17 protein-coding genes and 1 tRNA gene are annotated in these 18,190 nt (G+C 64.2%); 4 read left to right on the forward strand and 14 right to left on the reverse strand.

The genetic code is table 11. The features are described from left to right. Positions 1-148: 148 nt before the first annotated feature. The 6 genes from HU766_RS11185 to HU766_RS11210 form a co-directional block, all read right to left on the reverse strand. Positions 149-1,846, reverse strand: a complete 1,698-nt coding sequence (locus tag HU766_RS11185; RefSeq protein ID WP_186656577.1) for a SulP family inorganic anion transporter — start codon at positions 1,844-1,846, stop codon at positions 149-151. A gap of 233 nt (positions 1,847-2,079) precedes the next feature. Beyond that, positions 2,080-2,153 (reverse strand) — tRNA-Gly (locus HU766_RS11190). Between the two features lie 111 nt (positions 2,154-2,264). Continuing rightward, a complete protein-coding gene (locus HU766_RS11195) occupies positions 2,265-3,149 on the reverse strand; it encodes an alpha/beta hydrolase (protein WP_186656580.1) in 885 nt (294 codons plus the stop codon). Positions 3,150-3,484: 335 nt separating this feature from the next. Further along, the gene (locus HU766_RS11200) at positions 3,485-4,177 is read right to left on the reverse strand and encodes a 16S rRNA pseudouridine(516) synthase (RefSeq protein WP_186656583.1); all 693 of its coding nucleotides are present in this window, start codon (positions 4,175-4,177) and stop codon (positions 3,485-3,487) included. Between the two features lie 32 nt (positions 4,178-4,209). Then, the gene (locus HU766_RS11205; RefSeq protein ID WP_033702730.1) at positions 4,210-4,431 is read right to left on the reverse strand and encodes a cysteine-rich CWC family protein; all 222 of its coding nucleotides are present in this window, start codon (positions 4,429-4,431) and stop codon (positions 4,210-4,212) included. Further along, positions 4,424-5,914 carry a sensor domain-containing diguanylate cyclase gene (locus HU766_RS11210; protein WP_186656593.1) on the reverse strand — a complete coding sequence of 497 codons (1,491 nt, stop codon included), beginning with the start codon at positions 5,912-5,914 and terminating at the stop codon, positions 4,424-4,426. Before HU766_RS11210 ends, HU766_RS11205 begins: the two co-directional genes overlap by 8 nt. Before the next feature lie 212 nt (positions 5,915-6,126). Here HU766_RS11210 and HU766_RS11215 point away from each other — a divergent pair, with 212 nt between their 5' ends. Further along, entirely contained in the window at positions 6,127-6,567 is a 441-nt protein-coding gene (locus HU766_RS11215; RefSeq protein WP_186656595.1) for a hypothetical protein, read from the forward strand. A gap of 38 nt (positions 6,568-6,605) precedes the next feature. Here HU766_RS11215 and HU766_RS11220 read toward each other — a convergent pair whose 3' ends face one another. Continuing rightward, the gene (locus HU766_RS11220; RefSeq protein ID WP_156310221.1) at positions 6,606-7,721 is read right to left on the reverse strand and encodes an enoyl-CoA hydratase/isomerase family protein; all 1,116 of its coding nucleotides are present in this window, start codon (positions 7,719-7,721) and stop codon (positions 6,606-6,608) included. A 126-nt stretch (positions 7,722-7,847) separates the two neighbouring features. Between HU766_RS11220 and ung the strand changes: the two genes are divergently transcribed. Beyond that, a complete protein-coding gene (gene ung, locus HU766_RS11225) occupies positions 7,848-8,540 on the forward strand; it encodes a uracil-DNA glycosylase (RefSeq protein WP_186656599.1) in 693 nt (230 codons plus the stop codon). A gap of 37 nt (positions 8,541-8,577) precedes the next feature. Here the strand turns inward: ung and HU766_RS11230 are convergent, their stop codons facing one another. From HU766_RS11230 to HU766_RS11250, 5 genes are all read right to left on the reverse strand, one after another. Further along, positions 8,578-9,609 (reverse strand): AbrB family transcriptional regulator, encoded by a 1,032-nt coding sequence (locus HU766_RS11230; protein ID WP_186656602.1) that lies wholly within the window; start codon positions 9,607-9,609, stop codon positions 8,578-8,580. After that, a complete protein-coding gene (locus HU766_RS11235) occupies positions 9,602-11,116 on the reverse strand; it encodes a tripartite tricarboxylate transporter permease (protein ID WP_186656606.1) in 1,515 nt (504 codons plus the stop codon). The genes HU766_RS11230 and HU766_RS11235 overlap by 8 nt, the downstream gene beginning before the upstream one ends. A 3-nt stretch (positions 11,117-11,119) precedes the next feature. After that, entirely contained in the window at positions 11,120-11,578 is a 459-nt protein-coding gene (locus tag HU766_RS11240) for a tripartite tricarboxylate transporter TctB family protein (RefSeq protein WP_186656609.1), read from the reverse strand. Positions 11,579-11,727: 149 nt separating this feature from the next. After that, positions 11,728-12,708, reverse strand: coding sequence for a tripartite tricarboxylate transporter substrate binding protein (locus HU766_RS11245; RefSeq protein WP_033702722.1), 981 nt, complete (start codon positions 12,706-12,708; stop codon positions 11,728-11,730). Between the two features lie 32 nt (positions 12,709-12,740). Continuing rightward, complete coding sequence (locus HU766_RS11250) at positions 12,741-14,030, reverse strand: OprD family porin (protein ID WP_047583619.1); 1,290 nt, start codon at positions 14,028-14,030, stop codon at positions 12,741-12,743. Positions 14,031-14,229: 199 nt separating this feature from the next. Here HU766_RS11250 and HU766_RS11255 point away from each other — a divergent pair, with 199 nt between their 5' ends. Further along, positions 14,230-14,901 (forward strand): response regulator, encoded by a 672-nt coding sequence (locus HU766_RS11255; protein ID WP_027594137.1) that lies wholly within the window; start codon positions 14,230-14,232, stop codon positions 14,899-14,901. Next, the gene (locus HU766_RS11260) at positions 14,894-16,273 is read left to right on the forward strand and encodes a sensor histidine kinase (RefSeq protein WP_033702720.1); all 1,380 of its coding nucleotides are present in this window, start codon (positions 14,894-14,896) and stop codon (positions 16,271-16,273) included. The genes HU766_RS11255 and HU766_RS11260 overlap by 8 nt, the downstream gene beginning before the upstream one ends. A 38-nt stretch (positions 16,274-16,311) precedes the next feature. On the opposite strand, the gene HU766_RS11265 is transcribed toward HU766_RS11260, so the two are convergent. Both HU766_RS11265 and HU766_RS11270 read right to left on the reverse strand, forming a co-directional pair. Further along, positions 16,312-17,118, reverse strand: coding sequence for an HDOD domain-containing protein (locus tag HU766_RS11265; RefSeq protein ID WP_186656611.1), 807 nt, complete (start codon positions 17,116-17,118; stop codon positions 16,312-16,314). Between the two features lie 55 nt (positions 17,119-17,173). Next, positions 17,174-18,115, reverse strand: a complete 942-nt coding sequence (locus HU766_RS11270; RefSeq protein ID WP_033702718.1) for a folate-binding protein YgfZ — start codon at positions 18,113-18,115, stop codon at positions 17,174-17,176. Positions 18,116-18,190: the final 75 nt, after the last annotated feature.

Raw genomic sequence — 18,190 nt, forward strand, 5'->3', positions numbered from 1 at the left:
GCGGGGTCCGTTGGGCGGCGCGGGAAACGGGGGCGACTTTAACATGCCAGGCAAGCCCCTGGTGATTGAGGCTGGCGATGGCCAGAAGGTTTGCATGATAATGATATTGATTCATATTAACGCCGCGGCGTTCAATGACCTCCTTCCTTTATTCAGCCGCTGGCGCACGGCTCCTGTTGCGCCATATCCGGTAAGCGCGGATCCCGGCCCGTACCGAGCCGAACAGCAGTTTGTCCTCCATCTCCCGGGCCATCCCTGAGCGCACCAGCATGCGCAGGAAGGTGCCACGGGCGCGGGCGATGGCGAAGAAGATGCCTTGGGCGGCCAGGGTGTCGCGCACCTCGCGCAGTGCGGCGATGCCGCTGACGTCGATGCTGGTCACCGCTTCGGCATCGAACAGCACGGCCTTGGGCTGGGCCTGGCTCTGCACGGCTTCCAGCAGGCGCATCTTGAAGTAGTCGGCGTTGAAGAACAGGATCGCGTCGTCGAAGCGGTACACCACCAGGCCCGGCACGGTGCGGGCGTCCTTGAACTTGCGGATGTCGACCTGGCCCTCGGTGCCTGGCAGCCAGCCCAGCACCGCGTCGGTGGGTTGGTAGATGCTGTACAGCAAGCGCAGGATCGCCAGGGTCACGGCAAATACGATACCCGGCAGCACGCCCAGGCCCAGTACGCCAACCGTGGTCAGCAGGCACAGCCAGAACTCGAAGCGGCTCAGGCGCCTTATGGTCTTCAGCGACTTGATGTCGATCAGCCCCCAGCCTGCCATCAACAGCACGGCGCCCAGCGCCGCCTGGGGGATCCAGGCCATGGGGGCGGTGAAAAACAGCAAAATCAGGGCGATCACCAGCGCGGCGATGATCCCCACCAGTTGGCTCTTGCCGCCGACCATGTCGTTGACTGCGGTGCGTGAATCGGCGCCACTGATGGCAAACCCTTGGGACATCCCTGCAGCCAGGTTGCTTACGCCCAGCGCCACGAACTCATGGTTGGCATTGATGGCATAGCCATGGCGTGCAGCAAAGCTGCGGGCGGTGAGCATCGCGCTGCAGAAACTGACGGTGGCGATACCCAAGGCATCGCGCAACAGGCTCTTCATTTCTGCCAGGTTGCTTTGCGGCCAGGCCAGTTGCGGCATGCCGGCCGGTACCGGGCCGAGGATGGCGACACCCAAGCGGTCCAGGCCGAACAGGCCGACCAGTACGGTGAACAGTGCCACGGCCACCAGCGCCGCAGGCAGCCGTGGGTAGCGCGTTGGCAACCAGATCAGCAGGGCCAGCGCGCACAGGCCGATGGCCAGGGTAGGCAGGTGAATCTCGCCCAGGCGCTGCAGGAAGTTGACCAGGCTGAGGATGAACCCATCGCCCTCGATCTTGAACCCCACCACCTTGGACAACTGCCCGGCGATCAGGCTCAGGCCGATGCCGTTGAGGTAGCCGATCAGGATCGGCCGCGAGAAGAAACTGGCGATGAAGCCCGCTCGGGCCAGCCCCGCCGCGATCAGCATCACGCCAACCAGCACGGTGACGATCACCGACAGTTCGGCGATGCGCTGTGGGTCGCCCAGTGCCAGGGGCGCCACGGCGCCGGCGATCATTGCGCAAGTGGCGGCGTCCGGGCCGACCATCAGCTGGCGCGAACTACCGATCAGGGCGTACACCATCATGGGCAGTACGCACGCATACAGGCCATATTGCGGTGGCAGGCCGACGATCTGGGCGTAGGCGATGGCGATGGGGATCTGGATGGCGGCAACCGACAACCCGGCCTGCAGGTCAGCGTGGAACCACGCGCGGCGGTAGTGCAGCAGGTTGGCGAGGCCAGGTAGCCAGCGGGACAGAAACATGCGGGGTCCTTTCTGAATGTTTCACGAATCCCTGAAGCATATGCGCTTCAAGCCGTTTCGCTTGCAAGCGGATTCGTCGGTCGCGCATTCAAGCGGATCGGCAACAAAGTGGCCATGGGCCAGGTCAAGGAAAGGGCTTGGAGATGGAAAGGCGGGGACCAGAAACGAAAAAAGGAGCCAAGGCTCCTTTAAACAGCGATGACGTTGCTGGAACGTCATGCGGGAATGCGTGGTGGAGCGGGTAGAGGGAATCGAACCCTCAACTAAAGCTTGGGAAGCTTTCGTTTTGCCACTAAACTATACCCGCGTCTGCGTTCGACTTTTTACCAGAACCCTTCACGAATTAGAAGCCCAAGTTATAAAAAAGCTTGTCGGCGGCCCATAGCCTGCGGGTAATCACTACAGGACGCCGATGCGCTCAGATGGCCAGTGCATGCTGCCCCTGTACGTGCTGGTAGCGTTGACGTGGCTCACGCTCGGTCGGCTTGAGGAAACCGAGCAGTACGCTGCGGGTGTCTTCGCAGGCTGCCTTGGTCTCCATGTCGAGGAAGTGCCCGGCATCGCGGATGACACTGAAGTGGCTCTTGCCTACATGGCGGCCAAACTCGCGGGCATCTTCGGCCGTGGTGTATTCGTCACGTTCGCCGTTGATGAACAGCACCGGGATGTCGATGTTGCGCGCCCCACTCAATGCCCGTTCCAGGTCGTGTTGCAGCACCTCGTTGATGTGAAAGTGCATCTGCGCGTACTCGTGGCTGTCCAGGCTGCTGACGTGGCGGTAGTTGAAGCGCTTGAACAGTGACGGCAGGTGCTTGCCGATGGTGTCGTTGACCAGGTTGCCGACCTGGTAGCGATCACAGGCGGCCAAGTACTGGCAGCCACGGTCCAGGTAGTCGCGCATCGGTTCATTGATCACCGGCGAGAACGAACTCACCACCGCCTTCTTCACCCGCCGCGGCTGGTGCGCCAGCGCCAGCAGCGTGCTTGCACCGCCCCACGAGAACGACATCACGTGGTCGGCCTGGAAGTGCTCGATCAGCTCAAGAAGGATATGCGCCTCGGCCTCCTTGGTAATCAGCCGCTCCTGGCGGTTGTGCGGCTTGGACTTGCCGGCGTACGGCTGGTCGAACAGCACGACGTTGAATTGCGGGTGCAGGTTACGCACCGTCTGGGCGAACGAGGCCGTAGTGGCCAGCGAGCCGTTGATCAAAATGATCGTCTTCTCGGCTGCATCCGCGCGATGGAACTCCGTGTAAACCCGATACTGACCTTGGATATCAAGTACAGCGATTTCTGGCCTCATGTCATCGACTCCTGGCGCAAAAAGGGTATTCGCGTCACCTAGGGTGCACGTTCTTTATGACAGGTAGGCATTTGCCTTGAAGAGTAACGGGGGGCCCAGTGTCGATCCTTGGCACACGTGTCGACGGTATTGTTTTTGGCGGGCAATTTGCCGTGCCCCAAGGCATCTAGGCCTTGGGTGGCCGGCAAAAAGTGTCTTCGGCTGCGGGCGTGACTCACGAGTCACATGCAGACTGACGATTTGGATTCAAGCAGTGGCCTGGGAATCCTGCAAGTGCCGTTCGGGTAAAAATGTGACCTGAACCGCTGGGCGGTCGTATTGGACCAGGCAGAGGCCTAGACGCCGGCAACTTCCTCGTCGGTCAACGCCCTGTAGGCGCCTGGCGCCAACCCTGGGTCCAGGCGAATCGCGCCCATGCTCTCACGGTGCAACCCCACCACCTTGTTGTCGAAATGGCCGAACATGCGTTTGACCTGATGGTACCGCCCCTCGACGATCGCCAGCCGGGCCCGGCGCGGGCCGAGGATGTCGAGCTGGGCGGGCAGGGTGGTGAGGTCTTCGAATGCAAAGTACAGGCCTTGCTGGAACGTGGCGGCATAGTGCGGGCCAATGTCGTCCTCGGTCTCGACCAGGTAATGCTTGGGCAGCTTGGTGGTTGGCTGGGTCAGGCGCCGTGACCATTGGCCGTCGTTGGTCAGGATCAGCAGGCCGGTGGTGTTGAAGTCCAGGCGCCCGGCAATGTGCAGGTCGTCGCGCATCTCGGCGGGCAGTAGCTCAAGCACCGTGCGGTGCTGCGGGTCGAGCGTGGCACTGACGTACCCGGCTGGCTTGTTGAGCATCAGGTAGCGCGCCGGCCGCCCGGCCTGCAGCAGTTGCTCATCCACTTCGACGCGGCTGAACTCACGCACCGGGGTCAACGGGTCGGCCGCGACGATGCCATCGACCCGCACACGGCGCTGCACCAGCAGCAGGCGAACTTGCTGGCGGTTGTAACAGGGCAGGTTGGCAAGGAAACGGTCAAGGCGCATGGCGAACAGGGCAGAAGAAGCGGGCGCGCAGTCTAGCGCTTTGTGCCGGGCGCTGCTGCCTGCAGTTGCGTTTCGACTGCTGCACAGCGTGGGCACAGGCAGGCCTTGTCCCGTAATTCGGCGGGCAGGGCCTGGAGCACGGCGGGGTCGATGGTCACGCTGTAGCACCAACAGGCCTGGGTGGCGCTGCGGGGGTCGGCGAGGCTGCACTGGTTGAGGGCGCCGCAGGCGGGGCAGTGCTGGCTGTCATTCATGGCTGGGTCCGGGGGCTTCACTGCAGACGCGGTTGCGGCCGGCCTGCTTGGCACGATAGAGCGCACGGTCGGCGCGGGTCAGCAGGGCATGCAAGGTATCACCCGGCTGCAGGCTGCTAAGGCCGATGCTGGTGGTCAGGCGCAAGGGTTGGTCGTCATAGCTGAAGGTCAGTTGCTCGGTGCGGCGACGGATTTTCTCCGCCACTTCGATGGCTTGCCGGCCTTGTGCTTCACGCAGCAGCACGATGAACTCCTCACCGCCCCACCGGCACAGTATATCCGACTGGCGCAGGCTGCCCTGCAGCACATTGGCGAACTGGCGCAGCACTTCGTCGCCTGCCAGGTGGCCGTGGGTGTCGTTGAGGGCCTTGAAGTGGTCAAGGTCGATCAACAGTGCCACCAGTGGGCCGCTGTCACGCTGGGCTTCATGCAAGGCCTGGGCGGCCAGCAGGTCGAAGCTGCGCCGGTTGGGCAGGCCGGTAAGGCTGTCGAGGGTGGCCAGCGCCTCGGTGCTGGCCTGGTGGCGCTTGACCATGGCATGCACCAGCGCCAGCACCACCAGGGTGATCATCGCGCAGATCGCCAGGTTCAGGTACAGCGAGTGGCGGATGCGGTCCAGAGCTCCGGTCTCGCGCTTGTCCACCAGCAGGTACCAGTCCAGCTCGGGAAGGTGGCGCACATTCAGGAAGTGGCTGTGGTTGTCGCTGTCGCGGTATTCGTGGCTGCCTTCACCGGGTATCGGTTGCTGGGCCAGCAGGTCGCTCAGTTCGGGGTTGTCGCTTAGCGGCTGGCCGACCCGCAGGCCATGCGGGCCACCGTCGGAGCCGGTCAGCAGGACCTTGCCCTTGGCGTCGGTGAACAGCACCGAGCGCTGGTAGCGCCGCTGGTACTGGTCGATCAGCTTGACCACCGACGACACGCTCAGGCCTACGCCGGCGGCGCCGATAAAGCGCTGTTGGTAATCCAGCACCTGGTAGTTGATGAATACCGTCAGGCTGTCCTGGTTGGCCATGTCCAGGTCGACGTTGATCTCGTAGGGTGCCTTGAGGTCGCGCAGGCGGAAGTACCAGGCATCGCGCCAGTTGCCTGGCTTGATCTGCTTGAGCACACCCTTGGCCTGGTAGTAGGTGAGGCTGCGCTCAGAAACGAAAAACGAGGTGAAGGTGTCCTGCTTGCCCATGATCTCGCCCAGGTAGCGGGTGATGCGCTGGGTGTCCTGCTCACCGGACAGCACCCAGTCCCGCAGGAAGGTGTCCTGGGCCATCATCGAGGCGATCAGCACGGGGCGGATCAGGTCTTTCTGGATTTCCGAATAGACCGTGTCGGCGGTCAGTGGCAGTTCGGTATTGACGATGCCATCGCGGATGGCGCTGCGCGAGGCGAAGTAGCTGAGCAGTGAGGTGGCAAGGAAGCCGCTGGCCAGCAACATCAGCAGGGTAATGATCAGCGAGCGCTGCGAAAACAGAGCGGAACGTACAGGCATGATCTTCCCGTGATGTGTGCCAAGGCGCTCATTCTAGTGAGATGGCCGGCAAATGACTGCAAGTTTTTCAGGGTTATCCGAGCTGTTTCAATTTATTGCAAAAATGGCACTGCACCCGGGTGTGGCGGTCTTATTCAGTATCGATGAACGCCTTACGCATCGATGCTCGTCAGCGCCGCTGTGCGGGCACTCCAGCGGTCCAGGAGGCCGCCATGTCCTATCGAATTCTGTTGATCGCCCTGCTGGGTCTGATGACGTCCGCCTGCGCCCCTTACTACGGTGGCGGGGGCTACTACCGTTCCGATTACTACACCAGCGACCGCTACGTGTCGCCGGGGTATTACCGCCACGACCGCTACTATGTAGCGCCGCAACCGCGCTACTACTACCAGCCAGCACCGCGCTACTACCGCCCGGCGCCGGTGCCGCAATACAGGCCACACCCCCAGCCAGGGATGAGCCAGTGGCACGGTAAGCCGCGGTATGACTATGGCAATCGCCAGCGCTATGACTATGGGCGCGACCGCGATCGTCACGACTATCGCGATGGCAGCCAGCGTTACCAGAACGATCGCTGGCACTCCAATGGGCGTGGGGATCGTGACCGCAGGCCGGAGGGCGGCCGGGGGCAGGGCCGCAACTGGCAACGGTGATGCAATGGGGGCGCTTTGCGCCCCTTTCCATGACCCGGTCATACCTGATCAGCGAGATCCGCCAACGGGTGGCGCCCTTCCCAGACCTTGGCAAAGTGCGCCTCGACCACCGCCGCCGGTACCTGGGCTACATCCGGCCAGTGCCAGCGCGGCTGATTGTCTTTGTCCAGCAGGCGTGCGCGCACCCCTTCGCTGAAGTCCGGGTGTCGGCAGCAGTTCAGGCTCATGCTGTATTCCATCTGGAAGACCTGCGCCAGCGACAGGTGCCGCGCCCTGCGTATCTGTTCCCAGACCAGGTGCGCCGTCAGCGGGCAGCCTTCGTGCAGCCGTTTGCCGGCTTCGGCCAGCAGCGGGTCATCATGGTATTTCAGGCCCTCCAGTGCTCGCCACGCGGCGGCAGGGTCGGCAACGTCGAGCAACCGATCGATCTCGTCGCGGCGGGGCAGCCACTGCGCTTCGGGCAGCTCGGCGCAGGCGCGGTGCTGTTCGGCCTTGAGCAGGCTGTTCAATTGCAGGGCGGTCTGTTCCTGCCAGTTCAGTTGCAGCAACTCTTCGATCAACGCCTCTTGCTGGTACTCACCCAGGAACCGGTCGGCCAGGCCCAGGTCGAGGGCATCATGGGCGTTGATCGGGGCGCCGGTGAGCCCCAGGAACAACCCGAGCTTGCCTGGCAGGCGGGCCAGGAACCAACTGGCGCCGACGTCGGGGTACAAACCAATGCTGATCTCTGGCATGGCCAGGCGGCTACTGGGGGTGACGATGCGCACGCTGGCGCCTTGCAACAAGCCCATGCCCCCGCCCAGCACATGCCCATGCCCCCAGCACAGCAAGGGTTTGGGGTACGTGTGCAGGGCGAAATCGAGGCGGTATTCTGCGGCGAAGAAGGCGGCGGCCAACGGCGGCACGCTGCCCGGGTGTGCCCGGCAGGCCTGGGCCAGCGCACGCACATCGCCCCCCGCGCAGAACGCCTTGGTGCCGTTGCCGCGCAACAGCACGCAGACGATTTCGGGGTCGCGGGCCCAGGCGTGCAGTTGTTCGCCGAGCACTTCGATCATCCGCAGGTTCAGCGCATTCAGCGCTTTGGGTGCATCCAGGGTGGCGATGCCGATGCCGGCGCCGTCGGCACCGGTGAGTACCTCGCAATGAATGGACATGGACTACCTCTCGCAGGTCATGGCTCAAGTATGGCCTGCCTGGGCGATCATGCCGGTCGTCGGTCGGATCGTTTGACAAGCGGGAGTGGCTTACCTAGTGTCGCGCCATTGTTTACGGATGGCCCCATGACTGACGACGATCGCATCAAACTCGAACCCAGCTGGAAAGCCGCATTGCGCGACGAATTCGACCAGCCCTACATGCATCAGCTGCGTGACTTCCTGCGTCAGGAGCACGCGGCCGGCAAGGAAATCTACCCACCGGGCCCGCTGATCTTCAATGCGCTCAATTCGACGCCGCTGCCGCAGGTCAAGGTGGTGATCCTCGGCCAGGACCCTTATCACGGCCCCGGGCAGGCCCATGGCCTGTGCTTCTCGGTGCAGCCCGGCATTGCCACGCCGCCGTCGCTGGTCAATATCTACAAGGAGCTGCAGCGCGACCTGAGCATCCCGATCGCCAGCCACGGCTATTTGCAGAGCTGGGCCGAGCAGGGCGTGCTGCTGCTCAACACGACCATGACCGTGGAGCGTGCCAATGCGGCTTCGCATGCCAAGAAAGGCTGGGAGTTCTTTACCGACCGCGTCATACAGGTGGTCAGCGAGCAGTGCCCGAACGTGGTGTTCCTGCTGTGGGGCGCGCATGCCCAGGGCAAGCAGAAACTGATCGACGGCACCAAGCACCTGGTGCTCAAGTCGGTGCATCCGTCGCCGTTGTCGGCGTACCGTGGGTTCCTCGGCTGCGGGCATTTCAGCCGGGCTAATGGCTTCCTTGAACAGCGCGGGTTGGCACCGATCAACTGGGCCTTGCCGCCGCTGTGACAGACCGCATCACCTCCCTCGCGAGGTGATGCGTATTTCAGCGTTGCCCAGCATTCCAGAGCCGGAACAACGGCTCTGCCAGAAACAGCACGAACAGCAAGCGCATCACCTGCAATGCCGTCACCAGCGGCACCGACAACTGCAGGGTCTCGGCTGTCAGGCTCATCTCGGCAATCCCGCCCGGCATCATCCCCAGCGTCAACGAGCGCAGGTCCAGTGCGGTCATCACGCTCAATGCCCAGGCGGCACTGGCGGCGATCAGCATGCACAAGGCCGTGGCCACCAGGGTACGCCCCAGGAACGACGGTGCCCGGCGGAAGAACGCACGGTTGAAGTGACATGCCAGCCCGCTGCCGATCAACCACTGGCCGACTTGGCTGGCACCCTCGGGCAGGGCGATCTGCAGGTTGCCGGCAAGGCTTAACGTGGCCGCCACCAGCAAGGGGCCGAACAGCCAGGGGTTGGGCTGGCGCAGGCGTTGCCAGAGCAGCGCCACGGCAATGCCCAGCGGTGCGATCAAGGTCAGCCAGCCCCAGCTGACGCTGCCCGCGTGGTTCAGCGCCACTCCGTCACCCAGCAGCAACTTGAACAGCGCCGGCACGCACAGCACCACTGCCAGTACCCGCAAGCTCTGCGCTGCGGCGACCTGGCTGAGCACTGCACCGTTGCGCGCCCCCAGGTTGACCATCTCCCCCGACCCACCCGGCATGCTGGCGAAGAAGGCGGTCGCGCGGTCCTCGCCGGTGCGGCGCAGCAACCACACGCTGATGACGCTGGACAGGGTAGTGAACAGCGCGCCAAAGAAGATCAGCGCAAAGTGGCTGGCCACCTGCTCGATAACCGCCGGGGTGAAGTGCAGGCCGATGCCGATGCCGATGATCCATTGCCCGCATTTGCGGCCATGGGGGATTTCCGAAAGTTGCCAGGGCGTCAGGCAGCGCACCAGGATGATCGCCAGCAACGAGCCGACCATCCAGGGCAAAGGCCAGCCGACCCGGCTGGCGAGATACCCGCCAGCAAGGCCGACCAGCCCGGTAGCCCAGTACAGCGGCAACGACCGATCAGGCATCAGCCATGGCCCGGCGTTGCTGGCTGCGCTTGCGCCAGATACGCAGCAGCGGCAGGCAGAGCATGCAGCCCACCAATATCCAGCCACCCAGGCTGATCGGGCTCGACCAGAGGATGCCCAGCTCACCGTTGGAGATCGACAGCGCACGGCGCAGGTTCTGTTCCATCAGCCCGCCGAGGATGAAACCGAGCAGGATCGGCGACAGCGGGAAGTCCAGCTTGCGCAGGATATAGCCCATGATGCCGATGCCGACCATCAGGAACAGGTCGAAGGTGGTGGCATGCACGGCGTACACGCCGATCGCGGTGATGATCGCGATGACCGGCACCAGCGCCCAGTTCGGTACCGCAAGGATGCGGGTGAAGATGCGGATCATCGGGATGTTGAGGATCACCAGCATGATGTTGGCGATGAACAACGAGGCGATCAGGCCCCAGACGATGTCGGGCTGCTGCTCGAACAGCAGTGGGCCGGGGGTGATGTTGTACAGGGTCAGTGCACCGATCATCACTGCCGTGGTACCTGAGCCTGGCACACCCAGGGTCAGCATCGGTACCAGGGCGCCGCAGCAGGATGCACCGATGGCGGTTTCCGGGGCGGCCAGGCCGCGGGCATCGCCCTTGCCGAACGTGCCGCTTTCGCCGGCGATACGCTTCTCGGTCATGTAGGCCACGGCACTGGCCAGGGTGGCGCCAGCGCCCGGCAGCACGCCCATGATGAAGCCGAGCAGGCCGCAGCGGATGTTGACCACGAACACCGAGGCGGCTTCCTTGAAGTTGAACAGCATGCGCCCGGTGGCCTTGACTGCCTGGTGGCCATGGTGGGTCTTTTCCAGCAGCAGGAGGATTTCGCTGACCGAGAACAGCCCCAGCACCAGCACCACGAACTGGATGCCGTCGGCCAGGTGCACGCTGTCACCGGTGAAGCGGTACACGCCGCTGTTGGCATCGATGCCGACTGCCGACAGGAACAGGCCGATCAGTGCGGCGATGAAGGTTTTCAATGGCTTGTCGCCGGCCATGCCGCCCAGGGCGACGATGGCGAACACCATCAGCACGAAGTACTCCGCCGGGCCGAAAGCGATGGCCCATTTTGCCAACAGCGGGGCGAACAGCACCATGCCGCAGGTGGCGATGAAGGCGCCGATGAACGAACTCCAGGCAGACAGCGACAGCGCCACGCCGGCCAGGCCCTGACGGGCCATCGGGTAGCCGTCGAGGGTGGTCATCACGGTCGAAGCTTCGCCCGGGATGTTCAGCAGGATCGAGCTGATGCGCCCGCCGTATTCACAGCCCAGGTAAACCGCGGCCAGCAGGATCAGTGCCGACTCAGGGGGCAGGCCCAAGGCAAAGGCGATGGGGATCAGCAGCGCCACGCCGTTGATCGGGCCCAGGCCCGGCAACAGCCCGACCACGGTGCCGATCAGGGTGCCACAGAGGGCGGTGACCAGGTTGTACGGGCTCAGGGCGACGCCAAAGCCCTGGCCCAGATAGCTCAAGGTATCCATGTGTCAGTTCTCCAGTACGCTCAGCAGGCCAAGGGGCAGGGGCACGTCCATGACGCGGTCGAACAGCCAGTAGAGGAACAGGCTCATGCCGACCACTACGATGGCGCTGTGCAACCAGCGCCCGCCGTACAGCCGGGCCATCGGCAGGCCGATCAGGATCGCGCTGAGGATGAAGCCCAGGGCTTCGAAGGTGGCAGCGAAGACGACCAGCAGGCCGACACAGGCGGCGATCTTGATCAGGGTTTCGCGGTCCAGTTCGGGTTCGTCGTCCTTGCGCACGATCGGCGTGGGGCGGATCACCAGGTACAGCAGGCCCAGGCCCATCAGGCCGAGCATCAACAGCGGGTAGGCGCGCGGGCCAACCGGCTCGTAGGAAAACGCAGCCTGGTACGGCCAGGCCATCACGGCCAGGGCGGCGCAGACGGCCAGCAAGGCCAGGGCGAAGAGACGTTGCAGGATCATCGGGGAATCCTCGTTTTTATTCTGAACAGCGCGGCCCTTGTGGGAGCGGGTTTGCCCCGCGAACACCGGCAAAGCCGGTGCCATGCATCGCGGTGTTGGCTTCGCGGGGCACGCCCGCTCCCACGCGGGCGGTGACAGGTCGTCAGGCCTTACTGGATCAGGCCGAATTCCTTGGCCAGTGCCTTGTAGTCAGCCACCTGCTTCTTCACATAGCCGTCCAGCTCTTCACCGGTCATGGCGAACGGGAACAGCTCGCGCTGGTCACGCAACGTGGCGAAGTCTTCGGAGGCCAGCATCTTGTCGAACGAGGCTTTCCACCAGGCGTAGTCTTCGTCGCTCACCTTCGGCCCGAGGTAGAAGCCGCGTACTACCGGCCAGACGATGTCGTAGCCCTGCTCCTTGGCGGTGGGGATGTCTTTCATCTCCGGCTCGTCCAGGCGGTTCTCGGAGAACACCGCGAGGATGCGCATGTTGCCGCTCTGGATGTGCGGCATGGAGTCGGAGATGTCGGTGGAGCCCACCTGGATATGCCCGCCCAGCAGCGCGGTGGCAATTTCGCCGCCGCCTTCCAGGGCCACGTAGCGCAGGTCACGCGGGTTGATACCGGCGGCCTTGGCGATCAGTGCGGTCTGCATCCAGTCCTGGCTGCCGACGGTGCCGCCAGAGCCGATCACCACCTTGCCCGGGTCTTTTTTCAGCGCGGCGACCAGGTCGTCGAGGGTCTTGTAGGGCGAATCGCTTTTCACGGCGATGGCCCCGTAGCTGGTGCCGACCGCTGCCAGCCATTTCACCGCGCTCTCGTCGAAGCGGCCGAACTTGCCCTGGGCCAGGTTCAACAGCGAGCCGCTCGACCAGGCCACCAGGGTGCCGGCATCACCTGGGCGCTGGGCCACCACGGCGTTGTAGGCCACAGCCCCGACACCGCCGGGCATGTAGGTGACGCGCATGGGCTTGCTGAGGATTTTCTCCTGCACCAGCGCGCTTTGCACCAGCTTGCAGGTCAGGTCGAAGCCACCACCCGGCGAGGCGGGGGCGATGCATTCGGGGCGTTTCGGTTCGGCGGCGAGGGCATTGCCGGCCAGCAGCAGGCAGCCGGTAGCGAGGACGAGGCGGCGCAGTGAAAAGGTCATCGTCAATCTCCGTGAGCGTTGTTGTTATTGGGTTACCACAGGGCCACGCTGTAGCTCACCAGCAGCCGCACTTCGTCGGCGTCGCGGGCAAAATTCGAGCGGAAGGTGGCATTGCGCAAGCGCACGGCGACGTTTTTCAACGGGCCGCTTTGTACCACGTACTTGAACTCGGTGTTGCGCTCCCACTCCTTGCCCTCGCTGCCATCGGCGCGGCTGACGTTGTCGCCGCTGATGTAACGGGTCATGAAGGTCAGGCCGGGGATGCCCAGGGCGGCGAAGTTGTAGTCGTAGCGCATCTGCCAGGAATGCTCGTCGGCCCCGGCGAAGTCGTTGATCTGCACGAAGTTGACCAGGTACGGGTCGGCGCCGTCGATGTAGGGGAAGGCGCTGTCACCGGACAGGTGCTGGTAGGCGGCGCTGACCTTGTGCCCGCCCAGGGCGTAGCTGAGCATGCCGTTGACGGTGGTGTTGTCGATATTGCCGGCCTTGGCCTGGCCTTGGTCATCACTCACCGCCAGGCGCAGGTCGGCGCCGAAGGTGCCTGGGCCCCACGGCTGGGTGGCGACCATGCCCAGGAAGTGCTGGCGGTAGATGTCGTCGAGCTGGGCGAAGTGGTAGCTACCGGTGATGCGATCGGTGAACTGGTAATCCAGGCCTGCAAGGTCCAGGTTGTCGGCCGAGAAGGTGCCACCGAAGCGGCCGTTCTTGTTGTTGAGCGCCAGGTCTTCCCAGTTGGTGTCGTTGCGGTCCTTGGCCTTTTCCAGGCGCCCACCGGTGAAGGTCAGGTGGCTGATTTCTTTCGAGGTCAGCAGGCCGCCTTCGAAGGTTTGCGGCAGAATGCGCCCGTCGTTGGGCTGCAGGGTTGGCAGTTCCGGGATCAGCGTGCCGACTTTCAGTTCGGTCTTGGACACCTTGATCTTGCCGGTCAGGCCGAGCTTGGAGTACTCGTCGGCAGCCTTGCCGTCGTCATGGGTCGGCAGCAGGCCGGTGTCGGTGCGGTCGGGGCTGGAGTCGAGCTTGATGCCGAGCATGCCCAGCGCATCCAGGCCAAAGCCCACGGTGCCATCGGTGTAGCCGGACTCGAAGTTGAGGATGAAGCCCTGGGCCCATTCGTCGCGCTTGGATTGCTGCGCGCTGGTGCCGTCGCGAAAGTCGCGGTTGAAGTACATGTTGCGGGTTTCGAAGGTCGCCGTGCTGTCTTCGAAGAAGGCGGCCTGGCTCAGCGGTGCGACACCGGCAAGCGCAACGGCGCTGGCGATGGCGGAGGGGCGTGCGGCAAAGGAACGAGTAGGCGCGAACGCCTGCGGCTGCGATGACAGCATCGAGATGGCTCCGTTTATTGTTCTTATTGGTTGCACCTTGCTGGTGCTTTTTTCGGCGCGTGGGGCGACCGTGGTGCGATGCTAGGTCGCCAACCTTTCGCTAACCTTTCAACGAGAAAGGTTTGTTACAAGGGGCTTCACAGGCGGGTCTACAGCGGTACACTCCGCGCCACCGCCCCACCCGAGCAGGGAGAAACCGATGCGTGTGCTGTTGGTCGAAGACCACCTGCAACTGGCCGAAAGCGTGGCCCAGGCCTTGAAAAGCCACGGCTTGACCGTGGATGTACTGCATGACGGCGTGGCTGCCGACCTGGCCCTGGCCAGTGAGGAATATGCGGTTGCCGTGCTCGATGTCGGCTTGCCGCGCATGGATGGCTTCGAGGTGCTGGCGCGCCTGCGCGGGCGCGGCAAGACCCTGCCGGTGCTGATGCTGACCGCGCGCAGTGACGTCAAGGACCGGGTTCACGGGCTGAACCTGGGCGCTGACGATTACCTCGCCAAGCCCTTCGAACTGACCGAGCTGGAAGCTCGGGTCAAGGCCTTGCTGCGCCGTAGCGTGCTCGGTGGCGAGCGCCAGCAGCGCTGCGGGCCGCTGGTGTACGACCTGGACACCCGGCGCTTCAGCCTCGGCGAAGACAACCTGACCCTGACCTCACGAGAGCAGAGCGTGCTTGAAGCGCTGATCGCACGCCCAGGCCGGGTCATGAGCAAGGAGCAACTGGCCGCCCAGGTGTTTGGCCTGGACGAGGAGGCCAGCCCCGATGCCATCGAAATCTATATCCACCGCCTGCGCAAGAAACTCGACGGCCACCCGGTGGCCATCGTCACCTTCCGTGGCCTGGGCTACCTGCTCGAGCATCGCGATGCGTGACAACGGCAGCCTGCGTGGGCGGCTGCTGGGCAACTTGGCACTGCTGCTGGTGGTGCTGATGCTGGCCAGCGGCCTGAGCGCCTACTGGAACGGCCGCGAAGCCGCCGACACGGCGTACGACCGGACCTTGCTGGCCTCGGCGCGGACCATCGCCGCAGGCTTGTCGCAACGCGATGGCTCGTTGAGCGCGGATGTGCCCTACGTGGCCCTGGACACGTTCGCGTACGACAGTGCCGGGCGCATCTACTACCAGGTACTGGACATCAAGCAGCGGTTGATTTCCGGCTACGAGAACCTGCCAGCACCGCCGCCGGGCACGCCGCGCACGGATGACTACCCGGCGCTGGCGCGTTTCTACAATGCGACCTACCTCGGCCAGGACGTGCGTGTGGTCAGCCTGCTCAAGCCGGTCAGCGAGCCGAACATGAACGGCATGGCGGAAATTCGCGTGGCCGAGACCGAGGAGGCGCGCGTGCGCATGGCGCGGGGGTTGATGGCCGACACCCTGCTGCGCCTGGGCATGCTGGCGCTGGGCGCCTTGGTGATGGTGTGGTTTGCCATCAGTGCGGCGCTACGCCCGCTGGAGCGCCTGCGCACCGCCGTGGAAGAGCGTCAGCCCGACGACCTGCGGGCCTTGCCTGTGGTCCAGGTGCAACGCGAACTGGGCCCGCTGGTGCGTGCCTTGAACCATTTCACCGAGCGCTTGCGCGGTCAGTTCGAACGACAGGCGCAGTTCATCGCCGACGCCGCCCACGAATTGCGTACCCCCCTGGCGGCGCTCAAGGCACGGGTCGAGTTGGGCTTGCGCGCGTCCGAGCCCGAGCAATGGCGCCAGACCCTGGAGTCCGCAGCCCAGGGCACCGACCGCCTGACGCACCTGGCCAACCAGTTGTTGTCTCTGGCGCGGGTCGAGAATGGTGCCAGGGCGATCGCCGAAGGTGGCGCGCAGCGCCTGGACCTTAGCCAACTGGCCCGCGAACTGGGCATGGCCATGGCGCCGCTGGCCCACAAACGCGGGGTGGCGCTGGCCCTGGAGGCCGAGGCGCCGGTCTGGCTCAAGGGCGAGCCGACCTTGCTCAACGAGCTGTTGAGCAACCTGGTGGATAACGCCCTGGCGCATACCCCGGCCGGTGGCAACGTGATCTTGCGGGTGGTGGCGCCAGCGGTGCTGGAAGTCGAGGATGATGGCCCGGGTATTCCCGAGGAGGAGCGCGAACGGGTGTTCGAGCGCTTCTACCGCCGCAGTGCCCAGGGCAGTGGGCTTGGGCTGGCCATTGTCGGCGAGATCTGCCGCGCGCACTTGGCGCAGATCAGCCTGCACGATGGGCAAAAGGGCGGCTTGCGGGTGCGCGTGAGCTTTATCGCCGATTGAGTCTGCAACCGCTGGGCCTCAAGGAGGCCCCGGCGCCATCAGCGCAACAGGCTCCGCGCCTCAAGCAACTCTTCCACCTCAAGCTCGGTGCCGAACGGCAGCCCCAGGTGGCGGTACGCCGGCAGTGCCGCCAACGGCCGGCTGCGCCCCCGCTGGCTGATGCAACGGGCGATCTGCACGACGTCGATGTAATCGACCTTGTCGGTCTGCCGGTCAAGGTCCTGAACCTGGCTTGGCAGGTTGACCAACTGCTCGGGAAACTCCCATGCCTTGAGGATCTTGTCGCCCAGCGCCGGTTGGATCTGCTCGATCACGTAATGCAGGCAGACCGGGTCGGAGAGCAGCTCGTTGTGTTCCTCGGCGTAAATCAGTACGGGCAGCGCACCGATCTGGTTGACCAGCCCGCCGAGGGTGGCCTGGTCTGGTTTCAGGTGGGTGTAGCGGCGGCTTATTTCATAGCTGATACCTGCAACTTCCAGGCTGTTTACCCAGATATCGCGCAGTTTTTGCTCAACGGCTGGCGAGCGGGCATGGAAGATCTGCTCGATCACCAAGCCGATGGCCAGGTTGCAGCTGTAGTTGATGCCCAGGCGGGTGATTGCAGTGTGCAGGTCGGTGACCTCTACCGCGGCACGCAGCAGCGGGCTGTTGACCACTTTGATCAGCCGCGCCGAGAGGGCTGCGTCGCGGCCGATCACCTTGCTCAAGGCCGACACACTGATCTCGCTGTCCTCGGCCGCCTCGCGGATGCTCAAGGCAACCTCGGGGAGGGTGGGCAGGACCAGGTCATCCTTTTCGATGGCTTCAAGCAGTTGTGCTTGAACCATCTCGGCCAGCTTGTTCATGGACTTCTCTACCGCAGTGGTGGTGCGGCCCCGTCACGCGGACGGGGCAGGCTGGTCAGCGCTGGATTTCCCGGTCGCGGTCCAGTTCGTAGGGCAGGCTCAGCACGTGCAGGCGTGGCCCTTCCAGGCTGCCCAGGTGCAGGTTGTCATCGTTCACCGCATCGGCGCTGAGCACCGCGAGCAACTCACAACCTACACCGGTGCTGGCAGCAATCACCACTTCACCGACCGACGAGCCATGGGTTGGCGAGAAGATCTCGGCACCGGGCGCGGGGATGGCCTGCTGGTCGAGCGCCAGGCGGTACTGACGGCGCTTGAGCTTGCCCAGGTACTGCATGCGGGCGACGATTTCCTGGCCGGTGTAGCAGCCCTTCTTGAAGCTGACACCGTCGACGGCCTGCAGGTTGATCATCTGCGGGATGAACAGTTCACGGGTAGGGCCCATGACCTGGCCGATGCCGGCGCGAACCTGGCCCAGCAGCCAGTCATTGAGGCTGCCTTCGGGCAAGCTTGCGGCAAGTGTTGCGGACACTGCGCTGGATTGCTCGGCCGGTGCCCACAGTTCAACCCGGCCCGCCGACACGGCAATGGCGATCAGGCCCGCGTGGCGCACGGTGGCGCCCGCCTCGGTGGGTGGCGTCACACCCAGTGCCAGCAGCGCTGCATCGCCGCCCTGCAGGCCAAAGCGTGCCCAGGCGGCGCTTTCGTCGCTGAGGGTGGCTTTGGAGAACACGGCGTACTTCTTCAGGTCGGCCAACTGCGCGTCGAGCAGTTCGCTGGCCATGGCCAGCAGGTAGCCGTTGCCTTCCGGCACGATGCGAAAACTCGACTGCATGCGCCCCTTGACCATGCAGCGGGCGCCGAGGCTGGCATGTTCCTGGCTGAGGTAGTTGATGTTGCAGGTCAGCTGGCCCTGCAGGAACTTGCCTGCGTCGGAGCCGCGGACGGCGAGGATGCCCTCGTGGGACAGAGGGCTGAAGAAAGCGGAATCGGCCATGGGTCATCGCGGTGGCTTAAAGACTGGCGGCCATCATAGAACGCCAGTAACAAAATAGGTAGGTGACTAGACCAA

It is taken from the genome of Pseudomonas sp. SWRI77 (genome assembly GCF_014269105.1).
In the GTDB taxonomy this organism is placed as follows: domain Bacteria; phylum Pseudomonadota; class Gammaproteobacteria; order Pseudomonadales; family Pseudomonadaceae; genus Aquipseudomonas; species Aquipseudomonas capeferrum.

Coding starts and splice junctions, on each gene's coding strand:
- HU766_RS11235 (WP_186656606.1), bottom strand. CDS start 11,116: ATGGATACCTTGAGCTATCTGGGCCAGGGCTTTGGCGTCGCCCTGAGC.
- HU766_RS11210 (WP_186656593.1), bottom strand. CDS start 5,914: ATGCCTGTACGTTCCGCTCTGTTTTCGCAGCGCTCGCTGATCATTACC.
- HU766_RS11255 (WP_027594137.1), top strand. CDS start 14,230: ATGCGTGTGCTGTTGGTCGAAGACCACCTGCAACTGGCCGAAAGCGTG.
- HU766_RS11260 (WP_033702720.1), top strand. CDS start 14,894: ATGCGTGACAACGGCAGCCTGCGTGGGCGGCTGCTGGGCAACTTGGCA.
- HU766_RS11205 (WP_033702730.1), bottom strand. CDS start 4,431: ATGAATGACAGCCAGCACTGCCCCGCCTGCGGCGCCCTCAACCAGTGC.
- HU766_RS11265 (WP_186656611.1), bottom strand. CDS start 17,118: ATGAACAAGCTGGCCGAGATGGTTCAAGCACAACTGCTTGAAGCCATC.
- HU766_RS11240 (WP_186656609.1), bottom strand. CDS start 11,578: ATGATCCTGCAACGTCTCTTCGCCCTGGCCTTGCTGGCCGTCTGCGCC.
- HU766_RS11215 (WP_186656595.1), top strand. CDS start 6,127: ATGTCCTATCGAATTCTGTTGATCGCCCTGCTGGGTCTGATGACGTCC.
- HU766_RS11185 (WP_186656577.1), bottom strand. CDS start 1,846: ATGTTTCTGTCCCGCTGGCTACCTGGCCTCGCCAACCTGCTGCACTAC.
- HU766_RS11250 (WP_047583619.1), bottom strand. CDS start 14,030: ATGCTGTCATCGCAGCCGCAGGCGTTCGCGCCTACTCGTTCCTTTGCC.
- HU766_RS11270 (WP_033702718.1), bottom strand. CDS start 18,115: ATGGCCGATTCCGCTTTCTTCAGCCCTCTGTCCCACGAGGGCATCCTC.
- HU766_RS11230 (WP_186656602.1), bottom strand. CDS start 9,609: ATGCCTGATCGGTCGTTGCCGCTGTACTGGGCTACCGGGCTGGTCGGC.
- HU766_RS11220 (WP_156310221.1), bottom strand. CDS start 7,721: ATGTCCATTCATTGCGAGGTACTCACCGGTGCCGACGGCGCCGGCATC.
- HU766_RS11195 (WP_186656580.1), bottom strand. CDS start 3,149: ATGAGGCCAGAAATCGCTGTACTTGATATCCAAGGTCAGTATCGGGTT.
- ung (WP_186656599.1), top strand. CDS start 7,848: ATGACTGACGACGATCGCATCAAACTCGAACCCAGCTGGAAAGCCGCA.
- HU766_RS11200 (WP_186656583.1), bottom strand. CDS start 4,177: ATGCGCCTTGACCGTTTCCTTGCCAACCTGCCCTGTTACAACCGCCAG.
- HU766_RS11245 (WP_033702722.1), bottom strand. CDS start 12,708: ATGACCTTTTCACTGCGCCGCCTCGTCCTCGCTACCGGCTGCCTGCTG.